Source organism: Falsochrobactrum shanghaiense (genome assembly GCF_003149535.1).
Classification (GTDB): domain Bacteria; phylum Pseudomonadota; class Alphaproteobacteria; order Rhizobiales; family Rhizobiaceae; genus Brucella; species Brucella shanghaiense.
Genome location: NZ_QGDB01000003.1, coordinates 499714 through 518789 on the forward strand (window position 1 = coordinate 499714; position 19076 = coordinate 518789).

Consider the following 19076-nt stretch of genomic DNA (forward strand, 5'->3'; position numbering starts at 1 on the left):
CGCTCAATATTATGATAAAATAGAAAATTAATCCTTCCTAAGCCCGACTTATTAAACGCGGAAACTCAATCGCGGGACAGCGATTCATCACGACCTTCAATCCGCCCTCCTCCGCTCGTTTGGCGGCTTCCGCATGGACGACATCAAGCTGCGTCCACAAAACGTCGGGCCTGCTCTGCATGGCGAGAATCTCGTCAACAATCGCAGGAAGATATTCGGAAGCGCGGAACACATCGACCATGTCCACCGGCTCGGGGATGTCTGCGAGTGTCGCATAGACAGGCTGGCCGTGGATTTCCTTGCCCGCCTGCCCCGGATTAACCGGAATGACGCGGTAGCCTTTGGACAAAAGAAAGCGCATCACGCCATTGCTCGGACGATCGGGCCGCGGCGACGCGCCAAGCAGCGCGATCGTCTTTACCGATAAAAGCACGTCACGAATTTCCTGATCCGACGAAATGGGCATAGCGCTTCTCCCTTTGAGCGTGCTTAAAGCGTGTCGCGATCTTTCAGATTCGCTCCTTACGCTTTAAGTTTTTGTTTTAACGCATGTCCTTATCCCGAAACCGGTTCCCACTTTCGCGCGACATGCTTTAACTTATCCTGCGCCAAATGGGAGGGAAAGCATGAGGGACGTAAAGCCCGTAATGAAGGTTGAAGACGTGAATGCGTTTTTGCGGCAGGAGTTTCCGCAGCTTAATGGGGATTTCGAAATCATCGATATTGGCGGCGGCTTTTCCATCATGCAGCTTGAAGCGGGCGAAGCGCATCTGCGCCCCGGCGGAACCGTATCCGGCCCCTCGCTGTTCGCTCTTGCCGATGTCGCAGCCTATGCGGTTATTCTCGCCCATATCGGCCCGGTGGCGCTCGCAGTGACCACGAACCTCAATATCAATTTTCTGCGCAAGGCCGCTCCCGGCAAGCTGCTGGCAATGGCGCGGATTCTCAAGCTCGGCAAACGCCTTGCGGTTATCGACATCAGTCTGACGAGCGCAGCGAGCGATGATCTGATAGCCCATGCAAGCGCAACTTACTCGATTCCGCCGCAATAAATATAAGGTATCATAATACCAACATCGTAACTGATTGATTTTGTTACTCTTTATAAGAGGCGTACAGAAAAGAGCGCTTGACTGGGGGGCAAATTCTGTGTATCGACCCGCCCGTAGCGCATGAAAGCCTGCTTTCGCGCGTTACGTTGGATAGACCCAACACAAGCAACAAGAAAAGCCCGGATCGCAAGATCGGGGATTAGTCTAAGGAAGACTTCAATGGCAACTTTTTCCCAAAAGCCGGCCGAAGTGGTGAAGAAATGGATTCTGATCGACGCGGAAGGTCTCGTCGTCGGTCGTCTGGCCACCATCGTCGCCAATCGCCTGCGCGGCAAGCACAAAGCCACCTTCACCCCGCATGTTGACGATGGCGACAATGTCATCATCATCAATGCCGACAAGGTCGTGCTGACCGGCAAGAAATACACCGACAAGAAATATTACTGGCACACCGGCCATCCGGGCGGCATCAAGGAACGCACAGCCCGTCAGATTCTCGAAGGCCGCTTCCCGGAGCGCGTTGTCGAGAAGGCCATTGAGCGCATGGTCCCGCGCGGTCCGCTTGGTCGCCGTCAGATGAAGAACCTGCGCGTTTATGCAGGCTCGGAACATCCGCATGAAGCTCAGCAGCCAGAAGTCCTCGATATTGCTGCGCTGAACCGCAAGAACAAAGGGAATGCATAATCATGGCTGAGCAGCTCAATTCGCTCGAAGAACTCGGCAGCGTCGCTACGGCCGCAACCGAACAGGCCGCTCCGGTCCACGTCCAGAAGCTCGACGCGCATGGCCGTGCTTACGCAACCGGCAAGCGTAAAGACGCTGTCGCTCGCGTCTGGGTCAAGCCCGGCTCCGGCAAGATCGTCGTGAACGGCAAGGAATTCGAAAAGTATTTCGCACGCCCGGTTCTGCAGATGATCCTGCAGCAGCCGATCGTCGCCTCGAACCGTGCAGGCCAGTTCGACATCATCGCTACCGTCGCCGGTGGCGGCCTCTCCGGTCAGGCCGGTGCCGTTCGTCATGGCATTTCGAAGGCGCTGACCTACTACGAACCGGGCCTGCGCACGGTTCTCAAGAAGGGCGGCTTCCTGACCCGCGACAGCCGTGTCGTTGAACGTAAGAAGTACGGTCGCGCAAAAGCTCGTCGTTCGTTCCAGTTCTCCAAGCGTTAATTCTTATCGCTTTGAAACTTACAGAAAAGCGGGCCTCCGGGTCCGCTTTTTTGCTATGGATATACGGAATCATCCGTAAGGAACGGCCATGCCAACAAAGACCATCGATCATGCCATCACCGCCCGCAGCCTGACCAGCGCGGCGACAGACCCCACCCATGCAGGCGTGCTGTCTTTCATGCGGCGCATCTACACCAAATCGCTCAAAGGTGCCGAGGCCGTCGTCTGGGGCATTCCTTTCGATGCAGCCGTATCCAACCGGCCCGGCGCGCGTTTCGGACCACAGGCCATCCGGCGCGCTTCCGCCATTTTCGATAATGATCCGCAATATCCATTCGAGCGCGACCTGTTCGAAAATCTTGCGGTCATCGACTATGGCGATTGCCTGCTCGATTATGGCAACCACTACAAGACGCCCGCGACCATCGAGCGAGAAGCTGCGAAAATTCTTAAATCTGACGCCTTTCTGCTCACGCTGGGCGGTGATCACTTCATCACATGGCCGCTTCTCAAAGCTCATGCCGCCAAATACGGGCCGCTGGCGCTGGTGCAATTCGACGCGCATCAGGACACATGGTTTGATGACGGCAAGCGCATCGATCATGGTTCCTTCGTCGCGCGCGCAGCGCGTGATGGAATTATCGATCCTGACCATTCGATCCAGATCGGCATAAGAACCCATGCGCCGGACGACTGCGGCATCAAGATCATCCATGGCCATGAGGTCGAAGATATGTCGGCCGCGCAGATCGCCGAGGCCATTCTCGCCCGCACCGATGGCCGCAAGACCTATCTGACCTTCGATATTGATTGCCTCGATCCGGCCTTTGCCCCCGGAACCGGCACGCCAGTGGCGGGCGGGCCGTCTTCGGCCAAAATGCTTTCCATCCTGCGCAAGCTTGCGGCGCTTGATTTCGTGGGCGCCGATATTGTCGAGGTTGCGCCAGCCTATGATCATGCCGATATAACGGCTATCGCAGGCGCCACGATTGCGATGTATTATCTGGGGCTGCTGGCCGAAAAGAAGGCGCAGCGATAAGACACGGTCATTCTTGCGGTTGAGAAATTGATTCAACGCGCTACAAGACTGATTCCGGATGCTGACGTAAATTACTGAATTCAAAGGCAAAGCGTATGAAACCGAAAATCTTCATCGATGGCGAACACGGCACGACGGGCCTGCAAATCCGCAGCCGCCTCGCCGAGCGTGGCGATCTTGAAGTGATTTCCATTCCCGAAGCCGAGCGCCGCAACAAGGATTTGCGCGCCGACTATCTGCGCGCCGCCGACATCGCCATTCTTTGCCTGCCCGACGATGCCTCCAGAGAAGCGGTTTCATTGCTCGAAGGCCATAATTCGACCCGCATCATTGATACATCGACCGCGCATCGTATTCATGCGGACTGGATCTATGGCTTTGCCGAACTCGCCAAGGAACAGCGCGAGCGGATTGCACAGGCGCGCCTCGTTGCCAATCCGGGCTGCTATCCGACCGGCGCCATCGCGCTGGTGCGTCCCTTGCGCGATGCAGGGCTTCTGCCTGCCGATTACCCGCTGAGCGTCAATGCCGTTTCAGGCTATACCGGCGGCGGCAAGCAATTGATCGCGCAAATGGAAGATGAGAATAATCCCGAACATCTCGCCGCAAATAATTTCCTTTACGGCCTGCCTTTGCGCCACAAACATGTGGCGGAGCTGCAATTACATGGCCGGCTGGATCGCCGTCCTATCTTCAGCCCCAGCGTCGGACGTTTCCCGCAAGGCATGATCGTACAGGTTCCGCTCTTTCTGAGCGAACTCGAAGGCGCGCCCTCGCTCGAAAAACTCCATGCAGCACTGAGCGAGCATTATGCCGGTCAGACGGTGGTAGAGGTCGTGCCGCTCGATGAAAGCGGCAAGCTGCCGCGCGTCGACGCAGAAGAGCTTGCAGGCAAGGACGGCATGAAGCTGTTTGTTTTTGGCACGGAAGGCGACGGTCAGGTCAATCTTGTCGCGCTGCTCGACAATCTGGGCAAAGGTGCGTCAGGTGCCGCCGTCCAGAATATGGACCTGATGCTCGGCAAATAATGCACTGACGACTCAGGTCGCAGTGACGACTTAAAAGGCCCGGTGGTTTATGCCACCGGGCCTTTTTTCATTCTTCATAAGCGCCCTTGCAGGCACGCCAATGCGCAACCGCAAAGGCAAGCACGATCAGCGCCACGAACTGATGCGTGAGGCCCAGATGCAGCGGCACGCTCATCAAAAGCGTGGCTACGCCGATCGCCGCCTGAACAAGAATGAGGCCAAGCAATACGAGCGTGCGGCGCGCGTGGGTCGTGTCCGGCGCATTTCGCCAGACCTGCATGACATGGAGAACGGCCAGCACCAGAACAGTATAGGCAAACATACGGTGTATGAACTGTACGGTTTTCGGATTCTCAAAAATATTGCGCCACCATGGCGATTGCGCGAAAAGATCTGATGGAATGACCGCGCCATCCATCAGCGGCCAGGTGTTATAGGTCAGCCCTGCATGCAGCCCTGCAACCAGGCCACCAAGGTAGATTTGCACAAGAATCGCAAAAACCAGCCAGCCGGCAAAGCGCGCGATGGAGCGTTCCGCGGGGCGTTCGCTATAGGCAACCAGACCGCGCGCAATGTAAAAGACCGCCGTAATGATGATGCAGGCCGTGGTCAGGTGGATCGCCAGCCGGTACTGACTGACACTGGTAAGCTCGCTCAGGCCCGACGCTACCATCCACCAGCCAATAGCGCCCTGCAAGCCGCCAAGAAGCAGAAGACCGAGCATCCGGTATTTCAGGCCGGTATTGAGGCGTCCGCTCAGCCAGAAGAATGCAAGCGGAATGGCAACCAGAAAGCCGACAAAACGCGCCAGCATACGGTGCGCCCATTCCCACCAGAAGATATATTGAAACTCGCCAAGCGACATACCCTTGTTGATCTGCTGATATTGCGGAATCTGGCGATATTTCTCGAATTCTTCCAGCCATTCGGCGTGATTGAGCGGAGGAATCACACCATGGATGGGCTTCCATTCGGTAATGGACAGGCCAGAGCCGGTCATGCGGGTCGCGCCTCCCACCATCACGATGGCAATGAGAACGACAAAGACCGCGTATAACCAGTACCGGATCATCCGACGATTTGCGTCATCGTGATAACGCGCTGCGCCCTGCCCTTCATTGTGAGCGGAAAATACCGCCATGCCATTTACCTTCCTGAATATTCGGTCCGGAATACATGCCGCATAGGAGAAGGGGTTACAAGTCAGCTCCCCGCCCGACCTACGCGACATGCCGCCGCGTTTTCGCTTCCTTTATAGAGATTCGCAGGCTAAAGCGTGTCGCGATCTTTCAGATTCGCTCCTTACGTTTTCAGTTGTTGTTTTAACGCGCATCTTTTCCGAAAACCGTTTCACACTTTTCGGGATGCGCTTTAAGTTGTTGTTTTAACGCATGTCGTTATCCCGAAACCGGTTCCCACTTTCGGGCGACATGCTTTAGGGATGACGCATCAAGAGGAGAAAAACATGCCTGTCCGGCTGAAAAAACTCATAGGCACATTTCTGCTTGTCGCGCTTGTGATCATCTATGCGATTTTGGCCACACTGGTGGCGGTAGCAGTTCTGGCCGAGTCAAGCGTGTGGGTGCATCTGTTCTATTTCTTCTTTACCGGTATTCTGTGGGTTCTGCCGGCCATGGGCATCATCTGGTGGATGGAGCGACCGCCACGGCAGAAACGCTAATCTCTTGCCGCTGAATCCATCAATATGATGACGTCTTCATAACCACCCTGATCGAGATCCAGCGCCGAGCGCACGACCGCTTCATTGTCCGGATCGAGGATATTCATGATGACTTCCACCGGACCATCGGCAATGCGATCTATCTGCCGGGAAGTGGATGCGCCGCATTCAATCGCCACGAAATCATAGACGGTTTCCAGCGCATCGAGGATGAATGGCAGCCGATCCGCCGAACGCATCGCGCTTTCCGGGTCGGCCCGGCCAAGCGGCATGATATGCGCCCGAGAAAAATGATCGTTATGGATCACGTCGTCAAGACGTTTCTGGCCGTCGAGCAAGTCCGTAATGCCGGAGAGATTGTCGCCATCGAGCATCGCCGCTCCCAGAGAACCAAAGGCGGTCATGTCGATCAAGATGATGCGTTTGCCCCGGTCGGCAAGCTCTCGCACCAGACGCAATGAACCCACCGCCACCCGATCGCCTTCAGGCGAAACTATGACAATGCGCTTGAGTGTTCCTTCCAGCAGGTGGTCTGCGATGCTCTCTATTCCATTGGGATTGGAATGCCCTGCGGAGGTCGTCTCATAGCCCGGTTCGTCTTTGGTCGGCGGAACCGATGCCGTATCGGCCTCGGCTGCAATCACCGGCCTTTCGATTTCTTCAGCCGTTTTGATGCGCGTCTTATCAAGCGGGATAAAAGCGCGAGTGCTGAACCGTTCACGCAGCAATGCGAAGACCGATAAAAGCACAAGCCCGGCTGCGAATGTGGCGCCGACCACCGGCGCGGTCCCCGGATAATTCAGCCAGTCCGCCATATCTTCTCCATTGGAGCCCGTATCGGCGGATTCGTGTGCTCCAATCAGAAGGCCGGTTTGCACGCGAAAATCAGGGATAAAGAGAAGGCAAGCCCCCCATGCCATCAGGGCCATAAGCACCGCACCGCCGAAAATCAAAAGCCGGTTACGGCGCAGGCTTTCACCAAGTGCGCCCATATCAATATCTGCATCCTCCAAAACCGGCCCCGTTCTGGGACCGGATTTCTTTATCGAAAATCGTAAACGATCAAGGTAACCAGAGGGTTAAACTCCCGGGGCCCACCACCCTATATCCGCAAGGATTTTTGGAGGGGCAGTCAATTATTTACCCGCCATTAACCCTAATCAAACGATAATATCCGCTAACAGCATTCGGGTTTGCTGGTATTTCCATGGCGAAGGCACACAAGCCGCCATCAGTGCAAATGGTTTTCGGAAGAGTCCGGGGCAGAAATGACGATGCAGAAAACTCATAGCAGGCGCAACCGGCATGTGGCGGTCGTCACGCTTGGCCTCGCAGCGATGATGCTTTCGGCATGTTCAGGTTATCGCCCTGCCCCGCCAGCCTTTCATGCGACATTAAACGAGCCCTATCGGCTTAATTCCGGTGATCGCGTCCGCATCACCGTGTTCGAGCAGGAAAGCCTCACCAATAATTATAGCGTCGATCAATCGGGTTATATCGCGTTTCCCCTCGTCGGCAGCGTTCCTGCAAGCGGCAAGACCGTCAAGGAACTCGAAGGCGTCGTTGCCTCGAAATTGCGCGGCGGTTATCTTCGCGATCCCGATGTGAGCATCGAAGTGGACCGCTATCGCCCGCTGTTCATCATGGGCGAGGTCGGCGCGGCAGGGCAATATTCCTATGTGCCCGGCATGACGGTGCAGAAAGCGATAGCCGCAGCGGGCGGCTTCACGCCACGCGCCAACCAGCAGAATGTCGATATTACCCGCCAGATCAACGGAGAAGTCATGACAGGACGGGTTCTCATATCGGATCCGATCCTGCCCGGCGACACCATATATGTACGTGAGCGCCTGTTTTGATGGTGCCCGGCGCCTGATCATGCGGATGCTGCGACGCTCCGGGTCGTCTATATAAAAGCTTTACCATGAAGTGCTTTCCTGAAATCATTATGGCTGCGTCAGGCCGACTGACAGAGTTTCCTAAGGATTTGCCGTTAGGCATGATCCCGCAAATTCATCATCAGAGGCAATATCGTGCGGGAAAAAGAAGCAGCTTCTCATTCTGCCCATAACGCCGCAGAGGCGGCCGCCAGCAATGGCAAGGGTTCTGGCTCTGGAGAGGCTGCAAAACTCAACGAGATGGCGCGCCAGATGGCCGCGCAATACAAGCATGACACCTTTTCGCCCGTGATGCTGAGCGGGGTAATGCGCCTGACGGAGTTCGGCCTGATCTTCCTCACCGGCGTTCTCAGCTTCATTTTCTATGTAGGCATCGGCGGTCATCTCGATCTTTATTATCCGCTCAGCATCATCGCGGGCGGCGCATTGTTCGTGATGATGACGGAGTTCCATGATGGCTATCAGATCAATATCCTGCGCGCGCCCATCCGTCATTTCAGGCGGCTGATCCTTACCTGGGCGGCAGTACTGGGCGCCCTCGCCGTTGCTGGCTTTCTGTTTAAAATATCTTCCGATTTCTCGCGCGGCTGGTTTCTCATTTGGGCGGCAAGCGCTTTTATTCTGCTTGCAGGGACACGCCTTTTCATAGCGCGTAAAGTCAGACACTGGGCGCGAAACGGCACTATGGAACGCCGGGCGGTGATCGTCGGCGGCGGTACGAATGCAGAAACGCTCATTCGCTCGCTTGAACAGCAGCCTGATAACGACATCCGCATCTGCGGCATTTTCGATGACCGGGACAATCGCCGCTCCCCCCCCATCGTCGCCGGCTACCCCAAGCTTGGCAATATCGACGAGCTCATCGAATTTGCCCGAATTGCCCATATTGATATGCTGATCGTTTCCCTGCCGATCAGTGCAGAAGCGCGGGTGCTTTCGCTTCTGAAAAAGCTCTGGGTTCTGCCCGTCGATATTCGTCTGTCAGCGCTTAACAACCATCTGCGTTTCAGGCCGCGCGCCTATTCCTATATCGGCTCCGTGCCGATGCTCGATATTTTCGACAGGCCGATCAATGAATGGGACTCGGTTGCAAAACGCATATTCGATATTGTCTTCAGCCTGTTAGGGATTATCCTGCTCTCGCCGGTCATGCTGGCGACTGCCATAGCAATCAAGCTGGACAGCAAGGGGCCCGTCATCTTCAAGCAGAAGCGGCACGGCTTTAATAATGAAGTCATCAATGTCTGGAAGTTCCGCTCAATGTATGTCGAGCAGTCAGACCCGACAGCCGGCCAGGCCGTTACCAAGGGCGATCCGCGCGTCACGCGCGTTGGCCGTTTCATCCGCAAGACGTCTATTGATGAGCTGCCACAATTCTTCAACGCGCTACGCGGTACGCTTTCGCTGGTCGGTCCGCGTCCGCATGCGGTGGCCGCATATACGCGCAACATATTCTATGATGATGTGGTGGATGGTTATTTCGCCCGTCACCGCGTCAAACCGGGCGTCACCGGCTGGGCGCAAATCAATGGCTGGCGCGGAGAAATCGATAATGACGAGAAAATCCGCATGCGTACGGAATATGATCTCTACTATATCGAAAACTGGTCGCTATGGTTTGATCTCAAGATCCTGTTTCTGACGCCTGTCAGGCTTCTGAATACGGAAAATGCATATTGAATGGCTTTTTCCCGCAAGTCCGATGCACATTTGTCGTCGTCACTAAAGCGTGTTGCGTTTTATCGTATTCATACAACACGCTTTAACTCTTTGTTTTTACGCATGCCTTTATCCCAAAACCGGTACCCACTTTTGGGAGACATGCTCTAGTTCTACACTCTATCATCCCATAGATCGAAGGCGCGCAAGGGTACGCGCCTTTTGCGCCTTATGGCAGCAACAATAGGCCATCCCGATAATCCGGTTTCCGTCAATAATTAAAATAGAAGAGAAAATGGTCGGAGCGGCGGGATTCGAACCCACGACCCCTTGACCCCCAGTCAAGTGCGCTACCGGGCTGCGCTACGCTCCGAACCGGAGGAAGCCTTAGAATGCAAAGAGTTTTTCCGCAAGCCCTAAAAACAAATAAAAGAACAAAATGCACACGAATGCAAATCCGTGGCAACGCTCTCAACCCATAGGCCATCATAATCACGATAAAGATCAGCAGAAGATTTCCAACATCTGCTTTGGCCGACAGGGCTTCTTTCTCTCTTGCGTTGTGGCGAGACTCAATGTTCAATCCTGAAAAACATAGGGGATGAGGGGCATGCTAACGCGTCGGAAATTTTGCAGCTGCCTGCTGGCCTCGCTCCCCCTGGCAGCGACACCAGCTTTTGGCGAAGCCATGGAATGCGCCGTATTCACGGATCAGCGGCAAAATGAAACCTCACCCAAGGAAGCAATAGAGCTTCTCAGGCAAGGCAATGAACGTTTCGTGGCAGGACAGACTATCAACTGCGATCTGATGCGTCAGGTTCATGAAACTGCAAATCATCAATCACCTTTCGCGGCCATCGTCGGCTGTATCGATTCACGAGTACCGCCGGAAATTATCTTCGATCAACGCATCGGCGATGTTTTTTGTGCGCGCGTAGCCGGAAACTTTGTGAACGATGATATTTTAGGCAGTCTTGAATATGCGACTGAAGTTGCGGGGGCCAGAGCAATCGTCGTTCTCGGCCATAGTTCGTGCGGCGCCGTCAAAAGTGCTGTTGATGATGTGAAGATGGGGCATATAACAAATATGCTTGCCCAAATTACTCCAGCCCTGGAAAATCTTGATGGTTCAGAGGGTCCGCGCAGTTCCAGCAACACGGCTCTGGTTCAGAAGGTCGCTGAAGAACATGCACGCATCACGGCTGAAAGCTTAATCCGCCGCAGCAGCATCCTTCAAAAACGCCACGAAGCTGGAAATCTTCTTGTCGTTCCAGCCATGCATGACATCGCTACCGGCAGAGTAAGCTGGTTGTAAGTCATCAATATAGAGGTGCTGGAGACCCGAGGCGCTGAGAGCGCTTGAATTACAAATCTTTAATTCTCCAGCAATTGTGGCGTTAAAGCGTGTCGCGATCTTTCAGATTCGCTCCTTACGCTTTAAGTTGTTGTTTTTACGCATGTCGTTATCCCGAAACCGGTTCCCACTTTCGGGCGACATGCTTTAGAAATCCGCCCCTAATCATAAGACATGAAAGCGGGTCTGGATCATCTGATATTATTCTTCAGCGCTATTGCCACGGGATACGCCGCCTGGGCAGTTTTTACGGGTGCCCTGAATTAAGTGATGTCCACGCAAGCCCTGTTTTGCCTCAATCACTGATCGCGGAGCTGGTAGGTTTCAGCGATATAGCGGTAGCCTTCGCCCTCCCGCTTGAGATAGGCAAGGGAAGGAAACGGCATGTGATAGCCGATAAATGGCAGGCGATCCGTCGCAATCATATCGAAGAGGCGCTTTCGGGTATCGACCGCCATTTCCTTATCCATATCGAATGAAACATGCCATTCAGGCCGCTGCAAGGTCGTGACAAAATGATTGGCCGTGTCCGAAATCAGAATCAGCGGTTTGCCATCCGATTCGATACGGAAGGCCAGATGTCCCGGTGTGTGCCCGAACGCGCCGAGCGCATGAATGCCGGAGACAACTTCACTCCCATCGTCGAGGAAGGTCGTTTTTTCAGCCAGCGGCTTAATATTATATTACTTTCGACCAGTTGGGCCACGCGCGCCGCAGGGCCGTCAAGCCGTGCAGGATCAGTCCAGAAATCAAATTCCTTTTGCCCCGTCATATAGCGTGCATTGGCGAATGTCGGCTTCGCATCCTCCATTAATCCGCCGATATGATCGGGGTGAAAATGGCTTATCACCACCAATGACACATCATCTGCCTTGTAGCCTGACGCTTCAAGTGCCGCGACCAGCCTGCCCTGACCGGCTTCGCGAGAAGCCGCCCCAAGGCCGGTATCGAAGAGAACGAGCTCCGTTCCCGTATTGATCAGCACAGGGGTAAAACCATTTACGAAACGATCAGCAGGAAGAAGATTATCTTCCAGCAAAGCCGCCACGTCTTTTGCATCCTGATTGATCGCATAGGTTTTTTCGGGTGCCTCACCCGCCCTGCGCCCGTCGGAAAGCGTCGTAATCTCGAACTCGCCCAGCTGGAAACGATGAAAATCGGGATTGCCCACTGCGGCCATCGAGGTTGCCGCGGCAGCATTTGTGCTTTCCAGCGCAGACAACATTGCCCCTCCACCCGCTGAAGAGGCTGCAATCATGAAATCACGCCTTGAGAGAGTCATCGGCTTATCTCCATCGTGGTTTCGTGGAGGACAAAGCAGCCCTCGCTGCGGTTGAGGATAGCGTAAAATGCGCATCGATCCAAAGCAAAACGACGGGCGGGGATTGTGTTGTGATCAACACTATCTTGCTTTAGCGCAAAAATCCTATTATCTGGAATGTGCGCGGGACGGCCCGCGTCTGTGTTCGCATAGGGGACGGCCCCATAAAAGGGCTATTGCATGGCTGGACCTATAGAACAATTTGAGATCAAGCCTCTCATCGAACTTGGCGTTTTGGGCGGCCAGCAAATCGCCCTCACAAATTCCGCAATCTATATGTTTCTGACGATCTGCGTTGCTGCGGGTTTTCTTTTGCTGTCTTCACGCCGCAGGGCAATCATACCCGGACGATGGCAATCATCTGCCGAAATGCTTTATGAATTCGTGTCCAAGACATTGCGCGACAATGCCGGCGAAAAGGGAATGAAATTCTTTCCGCTGGTGTTTTCGCTGTTCATGTTCATTCTTGCGGCAAACCTGATCGGCATGTTCCCCTATGCATTCACGGTGACGAGCCAGATCATCGTGACCTTCGCGCTGGCCATGCTGGTTTTTTTTACGGTGACGATTTACGGGATCGTGCGGCACGGTCTCCGATTCTTCCGGTTGTTCATGCCGTCGGGCGTTCCGATAGCTCTCGCGCCACTTATCGTCCCCATAGAAATCATGTCCTTTCTCTCCCGGCCCATCAGCCATTCGGTGCGTCTGTTTTCGGTCATGCTTGCGGGCCACATCACGCTGAAGGTCTTTGCCGGGTTCGTGGTCGGTCTGGGAAGTCTGGGAACGCTGGGGCTGTTTTCCGCGATATTGCCGCTTGCAATGACCGTCGCGCTGACCGCGCTTGAGATATTGATGGCGGTCATCCAGGCCTATGTATTCGCAATGCTGACCTGCATGTATCTCAACGACGCGCTACATCCTTCTCACTAGAGCGGTTCCGTTTAAACGGAATCGTCGGAACCGCTCTATCTATTTGTTTTTACGCATATCCAGACGCATCGGAGCAGGAAAAGAAATCAGCCCAGTGAACTGATTTCCCTGCGGAGGCGTTTCACGCTTTTGCTGGAAATGCTCTAAACCTGACGCGGAAGGACGGCCTTTCGCTTTATTCACACTGTCTGGGACGACCCGTACCACGGAGCATATAATGGCATGGATTTATCTGGGAATTGCAGGCGTTCTTGAAGTCGTCTGGGCCTATTACATGAAGAAGTCGGAAGGCTTTTCTCTTCTCACGCCCAGCATCATCACGCTCGTGGCGATGATCGGAAGCTTCATTCTGCTGGCGATTGCCATGCGCAGTCTGCCGCTCGGCACTGCTTACGCAATCTGGACCGGAATCGGCGCTGTCGGCGCCTTCGTACTGGGAATATTCATTCTCGGCGAAGCAGCGACATTCTTCCGTATCGCCAGCGTCGCGTTGATCCTGGCCGGGATCATTGGCCTGAAGCTTTCATCGACGTAAAACATTCTCAACCTTCCGGCGGAGGCAATGCTGCCTCCGCCGGAAGAACCAAGCCGTTCCCATGACTGGAAAAAAGTTTAACGCACCTGATCCAGAAGGCGTTTGCATTCCAGCAGGTCGAAAAGTGCCTCCTGCAACAGCGCCCGGTTGTCCTTGGATGGGCGCTTTCCGTCGGCACCGATGGGGCCGTCTTCCTCGCCCTTAAGCAAGCCAAACAGTTTGCGTGCCGGCTGCGGCGCCTTGATGCCGTTTGGCAGCGCCATCTCCTGATCGGCATTTTCCGCTGCCTGTTTCTGGTGCGCAATGGCTTCAATCGCCTGCACATCGCCATTGCCAAGCGCAATGATAAATTGCGTATTATGCTCGCGAAGCAGGCGCTGTACGCCCTTGATGGTATAGCCCTGATCGTAAAGCAGATGCCGAATGCCCTTGAGCAATCCCACATCAAGCGGGCGATAATACCGGCGGCCACCTCCCCGCTTCATCGGCTTGATCTGCGTAAAACGGGTTTCCCAGAAGCGCAATACGTGTTGCGGGAGGTCGAGATCCTCTGCAACCTCGCTTATCGTTCTGAATGCATCAGGGCTTTTTTCCATCCGGCTGACCTTTCCAGTGGTTCGTTCTGCCGTGTTGCGCAACAGTGCCTGTGTTTTTTGGCATGGTTCAATGCATATCCCGTCGATCCGGGCCACCATGCAGACCGTTTTGCCAAACGCCGTTTAACACAAAATCTTTGCTAAAAAGTCCCAGCTTGCCGGAATCATATATTAGCATACACGACTCACTTTCCAGCTCATTATATAATATCAGCACGTTATAAGCACCCCTTCAAGTATGACAGGAAGAGCGATGCTTATCTGTTTTTGCAATAATGGGACAGGAATGCGCAAACCGGCCCGATATGGGCGATTAAAGGAAGGGCAGCAATTTTCTTTAACCGGAGGAGACTGTCAGTCGCCCTCAGCCTTTCGCTTCTGATGCGCTTGCAGAATGCGCTGCTTGAGAACGTTGGAGGCCTTGAAGGTCATCACACGACGAGGAAGAATTGGCACTTCCTCGCCTGTCTTTGGGTTGCGGCCGATGCGTTCATTCTTGTCACGGACCTGAAAGGTCGCAAATGATGACAGTTTTACCGTTTCGCCGTTGACGATGGCGTCACAGACTTCATCGAGGATCATCTCGACCAAAGCCGCCGATTCTGTCCTGGACAGGCCCACCTTTCGGTAAACAGCCTCTGCCAGATCAGCGCGTGTGACCGTCTTACCTCCCATAACCGAACCTGCCTGGTTAGCGTTTGAACAGATAATATCCTTACGTGACAGGACGTTACACAAATAAACGCGGTTCGGTCAAGCCGCGAGTTCCCTCGCGGCAAATCAATTTTCCCGATTACCAGCGCAGCAAAACCGCGCCCCAGGTGAATCCGCCGCCCATGGCTTCAAGAAGAACGAGGTCGCCTTTTTTGATGCGTCCGTCGGCGACGGCTGTGGCCAGAGCCAAAGGAACCGATGCCGCAGACGTGTTGCCATGCCGGTCAACGGTAATGACGACCTTTTCTTCCGCTATGTTGAGCTTCTTTGCCGAGGCGTCGATGATGCGCTTATTGGCCTGATGCGGCACGAACCAGTCGATGTCATCAGCCGTCAGGCCGGTTTCCTCGAAAGAAGCCTCGATCACGTCGGTAATCATTCCGACCGCGTGCTTGAAAACTTCGCGGCCTTCCATGCGCAAATGCCCGACAGTCTGCGTTGTCGAAGGGCCGCCATCCACATAAAGCTTTTGTTTATGGCTGCCATCCGAGCGGAGATTGGCCGCAAGAACGCCACGATCCGAGGTCAGCCCCTTGCCTTCCGCCGCCTCAAGGATCAGCGCGCCTGCGCCGTCACCGAAAAGCACGCAGGTCGTGCGGTCGTTCCAGTCGAGAATGCGCGAGAAGGTTTCCGCACCGATCACCAGAACGCGTTCAGCCATGCCGCCACGAATGTAAAGATCGGCAGTCGTCACGGCATAGATGAAGCCGCTGCAAACCGCCTGCATATCGAAAGCGAAACCATGGGTGATGCCGAGTTCATGCTGGATTTCGACGGCGCTTGCGGGAAAGGTATTGTTGGGAGTGGATGTCGCCACGAGGACGAGATCTATATCGGACGCCTGCAAGCCGGCATTTTCCAGCGCCGCGCGCGCCGCCTGCGCACCCAGCGACACTGTCGTCTCGCTTTCGTCTGCTATATGACGCTGGCGGATTCCGGTACGCTGTACGATCCATTCGTCGGAGGTCTCGACGACGCCTTCAAAATCGGTGTTTTTCATGATTCGTTTCGGCAGCGCCGAACCGATGCCTCTTACGACAGACCTTATCATCATTTATTCCTGTCCTGAATTGACCGCCGCGAAGAGCTTGTTCGCCGTCAAAGCCTTGCCCGTTCATAGGGATAATTATTATTTGGCTGCTTCGCCACCATTATCAAATTCAGTGTGCCTATCACTATGGTGGAAATGCGCCAGATCAGCTTCAATCTTTTCCAGAAGCCGGTTGCGCACCATGTCATAAGCGACTTCGACCGCCGAACAAAAACCTTCTGCGGTCGCGCCGCCATGGCTTTTGATTACAATTCCACTCAAGCCGAGAAACACACCGCCATTGACCTTGTTGGGGTCCATTTTTTCGCGCAGGTGATCAAAAGCGCCCTTGGCAAAGACATAACCGATCCGCGCCATCAATGTGCGGCTCATGGCTTCGCGCATCAGGCCAGCAAGCTGGCGCGCTGTGCCTTCCGCCGTCTTGAGCGCTATATTGCCGATGAAGCCTTCCGTCACCACGACATCGACCGTACCCTTGCCAATATCATTACCTTCGACAAAACCGGCATATTCGAGACCGGCAAGATCCGTATCGCGCAGAATCTGTCCCGCTTCCTTGATCTCATCAAGGCCTTTGACCTCTTCCGTCCCAACATTGAGCAGCCCGACTGTGGGGCGGCGGATTTCAAACAAGGCGCGTGCCATGCCTGCACCCATTACTGCGTAGTCGACAAGCTGGCGAGCGTCCGCGCCAATAGTCGCGCCAATGTCGAGCACGATGCTTTCGCCGCGCAAATTCGGCCAGATGCCGGCGATTGCCGGGCGCTCGATGTCGGGCAGCATGCGCAGGCAGAATTTGGCCATGGCCATCAGCGCGCCGGTATTGCCAGCCGAAACGCAGGCATGGGCATCGCCGCGCTTGACCGCCTCGATGGCCTGCCACATCGAGGACTTGCCGCGACCGGCACGCAGCGCCTGACTAGGCTTGTCGTCCATGCCGACGGCCATTTCGCTGGCGCGGAATTCGGAGGCGGCCTGAAGCTTCGGATAGCGCGCCAGCACCGGCTCGACCTGCCCGGCCAATCCGAAAAAAATAAAACGAATATCAGGATGACGCTCAAGCGCCTTCGCCGCGCCGGGGATGACCACTTCGGGGCCAAAATCACCGCCCATGGCGTCAATCGAAATTTTAATCACTATTGATTATTCCTGTACGATCCCTGTTGCCGTCCCATCCTTGGAAAACCAGAGGGGGCTGGCGCGAAAATAGTGTTTTTGCGGGCGTGTACAACAAGATTCTCGCAAGCCGCCGCGAAATCACGGCTTCTTGTGCCAATCCGACAGCTTTGCGAAAGGCGAATCAGGCTTCTCTTCTTCCTCGCCGCTTCCGTAAACCATCGGCTCGCCATCGGGAGCGGTTCCGGGCTTGCGCGGATAGGGGTCGATAGCCAGTTCGAAAAATTCCTCCACCACAGTGCCCAGATCGATCTTGTCTCCTGTGAAGGTTTCCGGAATATCCGCCCCTTCGGCATCCAGCAGCAATTCGCCGCTTTCATCGAGCCGGATTTTAGCCAGCCGCGAGTTTTCCGGCACGAAGATCGTGTCAATCTCCTCGGCTATCTTGCTTGTGACCGGATCGAGGGTTACGACGCAAGCCTGCACGATTTCCGCATCGACATGGCCGCGAATGCGAATACCATTCTTCTTCCAGCGCGTCAGCAGCAGCTCGGCGTCAAATGATTTCACCGCTTCCAGCCCATGTTCGCCCGCCAGTGCCGCTCTCTCCCCTTCGGTGGTTCCGATGGTTACGTTCAGTCCCTTCTGGGGAAGATTGCCAACTGCGACCGGATAGGTAAGCGCTGGTTTAACCGTCATGGCCATTTGCCTCTTTTGCGTTATCGCCGGATATTTCATCCGCATCGATAAAGGATATATCGCCTGCCGCCAGGGTGTCATCGGGGATTTGCGCAAGCCGGTTACGGCAGGCAAACATATAGGCTGCCAGATAGTGGGCCTGCGGCCAGATTTCGAGATCAGGGCGAATGTTTCTTGTCAGGGCTGCGGCAAGCGCCTGCCTGTCACCGGCATCGAGCGCTTCACCATAGGAGTTGACGCGCCCATAGAACATGCGCGCCAGTTTCTTCATGCGCTTGGGCACGCCCTGATCTCCGATGCCCAGTTCGCGCAGCGAATGGTCCACATCCTTGAAAAACTCGTCCGCGACATCCTGCGCCAGCTGCCTGAGAGCGGGCTCTCCGCCTTTCATCCGGTGCAGGGTGAGGAAAATATGCACCGAAAGCAGTTCATAGCGGCCAAGCGGCGTATCAGGCGCCTGAAACTGTGCATAAAAGCGCTTTTGCCGCGCCGCCGCCACGATCGTCTCGTAGACGCGAATGAGAATAGCCTCATTTGTTTTTGATTTGCGGCGAAAAAGGCGAAGAATCATTTCCGTACGACCGTAATTGTTGCATCCAGAACCAAGGTGGTTTACCGAAGTTCTCCCAAGGACGAAAGTGCCAGGCTGATTATTGAATTTATGGAGAGGTCATTGTTGCAGCGAATTTTCCCAAGCGCGCCAAGGCAGCGTGCTCTTCTCGCCGGCACGGCAATTCTCTTTTCGGCGGCTCTCGCCGGATGCAATACCGCATCCACGCTCAATCCGTCGGAAACGATCACCGAAGGTTACGTGCTCGATCAGGAAGCCCTCGATTCCGTATCGGTCGGTTCCAGCCGCGAACAAGTGCTGCTGGCGCTCGGCACGCCTTCCACGACCGCGATCTTCGACAATGAAGTGTTCTACTACATTTCGCAGAAGCGTTATCGCGCCGTGCAGTTCATGAAGCCGAAGATCATCGACCGGCAGATTCTTGCTATCTATTTCAACAAGGACGGCCAGGTCGAGAATATCGCCAATTACGGCCTCAAAGACGGCAAGCTGTTCGATTTCGTATCGCGCACCACGCCGACGGGCGGCAAGGACCAGTCCTTCCTGGGCCAGGTCATTCAGGGCGTTTCCAAAGCACCGACCTCCCTGCCCGGCAGCGGTGGTTGACGGGCGTTTCACGTATTTGCTGAAAATGCTCTATAGAGATGCAAAAAGCCCGCCACA

General features: G+C 54.9%; 21 protein-coding genes, 1 tRNA gene and 1 pseudogene. 12 read left to right on the plus strand and 11 right to left on the minus strand.

Going from position 1 to position 19076, the window contains the following annotated elements; genetic code table 11:
- Window positions 1–37: 37 nt before the first annotated feature.
- Entirely contained in the window at window positions 38–466 is a 429-nt protein-coding gene (locus tag DKP76_RS10135) for a CoA-binding protein (protein ID WP_109706310.1), read from the minus strand.
- A gap of 160 nt (window positions 467–626) precedes the next feature.
- On the opposite strand from DKP76_RS10135, the gene DKP76_RS10140 reads away from it, so the two are divergent.
- The 5 genes from DKP76_RS10140 (at window position 627) to argC (ending at window position 4288) form a co-directional block, all read left to right on the plus strand.
- Window positions 627–1052 carry a PaaI family thioesterase gene (locus DKP76_RS10140; RefSeq protein ID WP_245410195.1) on the plus strand — a complete coding sequence of 142 codons (426 nt, stop codon included), beginning with the start codon at window positions 627–629 and terminating at the stop codon, window positions 1050–1052.
- Between the two features lie 219 nt (window positions 1053–1271).
- Window positions 1272–1736 carry a 50S ribosomal protein L13 gene (gene rplM, locus DKP76_RS10145; RefSeq protein WP_109706312.1) on the plus strand — a complete coding sequence of 155 codons (465 nt, stop codon included), beginning with the start codon at window positions 1272–1274 and terminating at the stop codon, window positions 1734–1736.
- A gap of 2 nt (window positions 1737–1738) precedes the next feature.
- The gene (gene rpsI / locus DKP76_RS10150) at window positions 1739–2221 is read left to right on the plus strand and encodes a 30S ribosomal protein S9 (protein WP_109706313.1); all 483 of its coding nucleotides are present in this window, start codon (window positions 1739–1741) and stop codon (window positions 2219–2221) included.
- Window positions 2222–2309: 88 nt separating this feature from the next.
- Window positions 2310–3260, plus strand: coding sequence for an agmatinase (gene speB, locus DKP76_RS10155; RefSeq protein ID WP_109706314.1), 951 nt, complete (start codon window positions 2310–2312; stop codon window positions 3258–3260).
- 95 nt (window positions 3261–3355) lie between these two features.
- Entirely contained in the window at window positions 3356–4288 is a 933-nt protein-coding gene (gene argC / locus DKP76_RS10160) for an N-acetyl-gamma-glutamyl-phosphate reductase (protein WP_109706315.1), read from the plus strand.
- 67 nt (window positions 4289–4355) lie between these two features.
- Here argC and DKP76_RS10165 read toward each other — a convergent pair whose 3' ends face one another.
- Window positions 4356–5429: a COX15/CtaA family protein gene (locus DKP76_RS10165; RefSeq protein ID WP_109706316.1), complete on the minus strand. Its 1074-nt coding sequence runs from the start codon at window positions 5427–5429 to the stop codon at window positions 4356–4358.
- Between the two features lie 324 nt (window positions 5430–5753).
- Here DKP76_RS10165 and DKP76_RS10170 point away from each other — a divergent pair, with 324 nt between their 5' ends.
- On the plus strand, window positions 5754–5969 hold the full coding sequence (locus DKP76_RS10170; protein ID WP_109706317.1) for a DUF2842 domain-containing protein: 216 nt from the start codon (window positions 5754–5756) through the stop codon (window positions 5967–5969).
- On the opposite strand, the gene DKP76_RS10175 is transcribed toward DKP76_RS10170, so the two are convergent.
- Window positions 5966–6517 (minus strand): tyrosine-protein kinase family protein, encoded by a 552-nt coding sequence (locus DKP76_RS10175; protein WP_109706570.1) that lies wholly within the window; start codon window positions 6515–6517, stop codon window positions 5966–5968. The two genes, DKP76_RS10170 and DKP76_RS10175, sit on opposite strands and share 4 nt — an antisense overlap.
- Before the next feature lie 726 nt (window positions 6518–7243).
- Between DKP76_RS10175 and DKP76_RS10180 the strand changes: the two genes are divergently transcribed.
- Window positions 7244–7828, plus strand: coding sequence for a polysaccharide biosynthesis/export family protein (locus DKP76_RS10180; protein WP_425349384.1), 585 nt, complete (start codon window positions 7244–7246; stop codon window positions 7826–7828).
- A 174-nt stretch (window positions 7829–8002) separates the two neighbouring features.
- Window positions 8003–9547 (plus strand): undecaprenyl-phosphate glucose phosphotransferase, encoded by a 1545-nt coding sequence (locus tag DKP76_RS10185; RefSeq protein WP_109706319.1) that lies wholly within the window; start codon window positions 8003–8005, stop codon window positions 9545–9547.
- Between the two features lie 275 nt (window positions 9548–9822).
- Here the strand turns inward: DKP76_RS10185 and DKP76_RS10190 are convergent.
- Window positions 9823–9899: transfer RNA gene (locus DKP76_RS10190), tRNA-Pro, on the minus strand.
- A 237-nt stretch (window positions 9900–10136) separates the two neighbouring features.
- Between DKP76_RS10190 and DKP76_RS10195 the strand changes: the two genes are divergently transcribed.
- Window positions 10137–10841 (plus strand): carbonic anhydrase, encoded by a 705-nt coding sequence (locus tag DKP76_RS10195; protein ID WP_109706572.1) that lies wholly within the window; start codon window positions 10137–10139, stop codon window positions 10839–10841.
- Between the two features lie 338 nt (window positions 10842–11179).
- On the opposite strand, the pseudogene DKP76_RS10200 reads toward DKP76_RS10195, so the two are convergent.
- Window positions 11180–12162: pseudogene (locus DKP76_RS10200) on the minus strand (MBL fold metallo-hydrolase).
- A 219-nt stretch (window positions 12163–12381) separates the two neighbouring features.
- Here DKP76_RS10200 and DKP76_RS10205 point away from each other — a divergent pair.
- The gene (locus tag DKP76_RS10205) at window positions 12382–13131 is read left to right on the plus strand and encodes a F0F1 ATP synthase subunit A (RefSeq protein ID WP_109706320.1); all 750 of its coding nucleotides are present in this window, start codon (window positions 12382–12384) and stop codon (window positions 13129–13131) included.
- 217 nt (window positions 13132–13348) lie between these two features.
- Complete coding sequence (gene sugE / locus DKP76_RS10210) at window positions 13349–13666, plus strand: quaternary ammonium compound efflux SMR transporter SugE (RefSeq protein ID WP_109706321.1); 318 nt, start codon at window positions 13349–13351, stop codon at window positions 13664–13666.
- A gap of 77 nt (window positions 13667–13743) precedes the next feature.
- Here the strand turns inward: sugE and DKP76_RS10215 are convergent, their stop codons facing one another.
- The 6 genes from DKP76_RS10215 to DKP76_RS10240 form a co-directional block, all read right to left on the minus strand.
- Window positions 13744–14262, minus strand: a complete 519-nt coding sequence (locus DKP76_RS10215) for a MerR family transcriptional regulator (protein ID WP_109706322.1) — start codon at window positions 14260–14262, stop codon at window positions 13744–13746.
- 354 nt (window positions 14263–14616) lie between these two features.
- Entirely contained in the window at window positions 14617–14937 is a 321-nt protein-coding gene (locus tag DKP76_RS10220; protein WP_109706323.1) for an integration host factor subunit alpha, read from the minus strand.
- Window positions 14938–15055: 118 nt separating this feature from the next.
- A complete protein-coding gene (locus tag DKP76_RS10225) occupies window positions 15056–16027 on the minus strand; it encodes a beta-ketoacyl-ACP synthase III (RefSeq protein ID WP_109706324.1) in 972 nt (323 codons plus the stop codon).
- A gap of 78 nt (window positions 16028–16105) precedes the next feature.
- On the minus strand, window positions 16106–17164 hold the full coding sequence (gene plsX, locus DKP76_RS10230) for a phosphate acyltransferase PlsX (protein ID WP_109706325.1): 1059 nt from the start codon (window positions 17162–17164) through the stop codon (window positions 16106–16108).
- Between the two features lie 120 nt (window positions 17165–17284).
- Window positions 17285–17842, minus strand: coding sequence for a YceD family protein (locus DKP76_RS10235; protein WP_109706574.1), 558 nt, complete (start codon window positions 17840–17842; stop codon window positions 17285–17287).
- Window positions 17832–18413 carry a ubiquinol-cytochrome C chaperone family protein gene (locus tag DKP76_RS10240; RefSeq protein WP_109706326.1) on the minus strand — a complete coding sequence of 194 codons (582 nt, stop codon included), beginning with the start codon at window positions 18411–18413 and terminating at the stop codon, window positions 17832–17834. Before DKP76_RS10240 ends, DKP76_RS10235 begins: the two co-directional genes overlap by 11 nt.
- A gap of 102 nt (window positions 18414–18515) precedes the next feature.
- Here DKP76_RS10240 and DKP76_RS10245 point away from each other — a divergent pair, with 102 nt between their 5' ends.
- The gene (locus tag DKP76_RS10245; RefSeq protein WP_109706327.1) at window positions 18516–19019 is read left to right on the plus strand and encodes an outer membrane protein assembly factor BamE; all 504 of its coding nucleotides are present in this window, start codon (window positions 18516–18518) and stop codon (window positions 19017–19019) included.
- The last annotated feature ends 57 nt before the right edge of the window (window positions 19020–19076 follow it).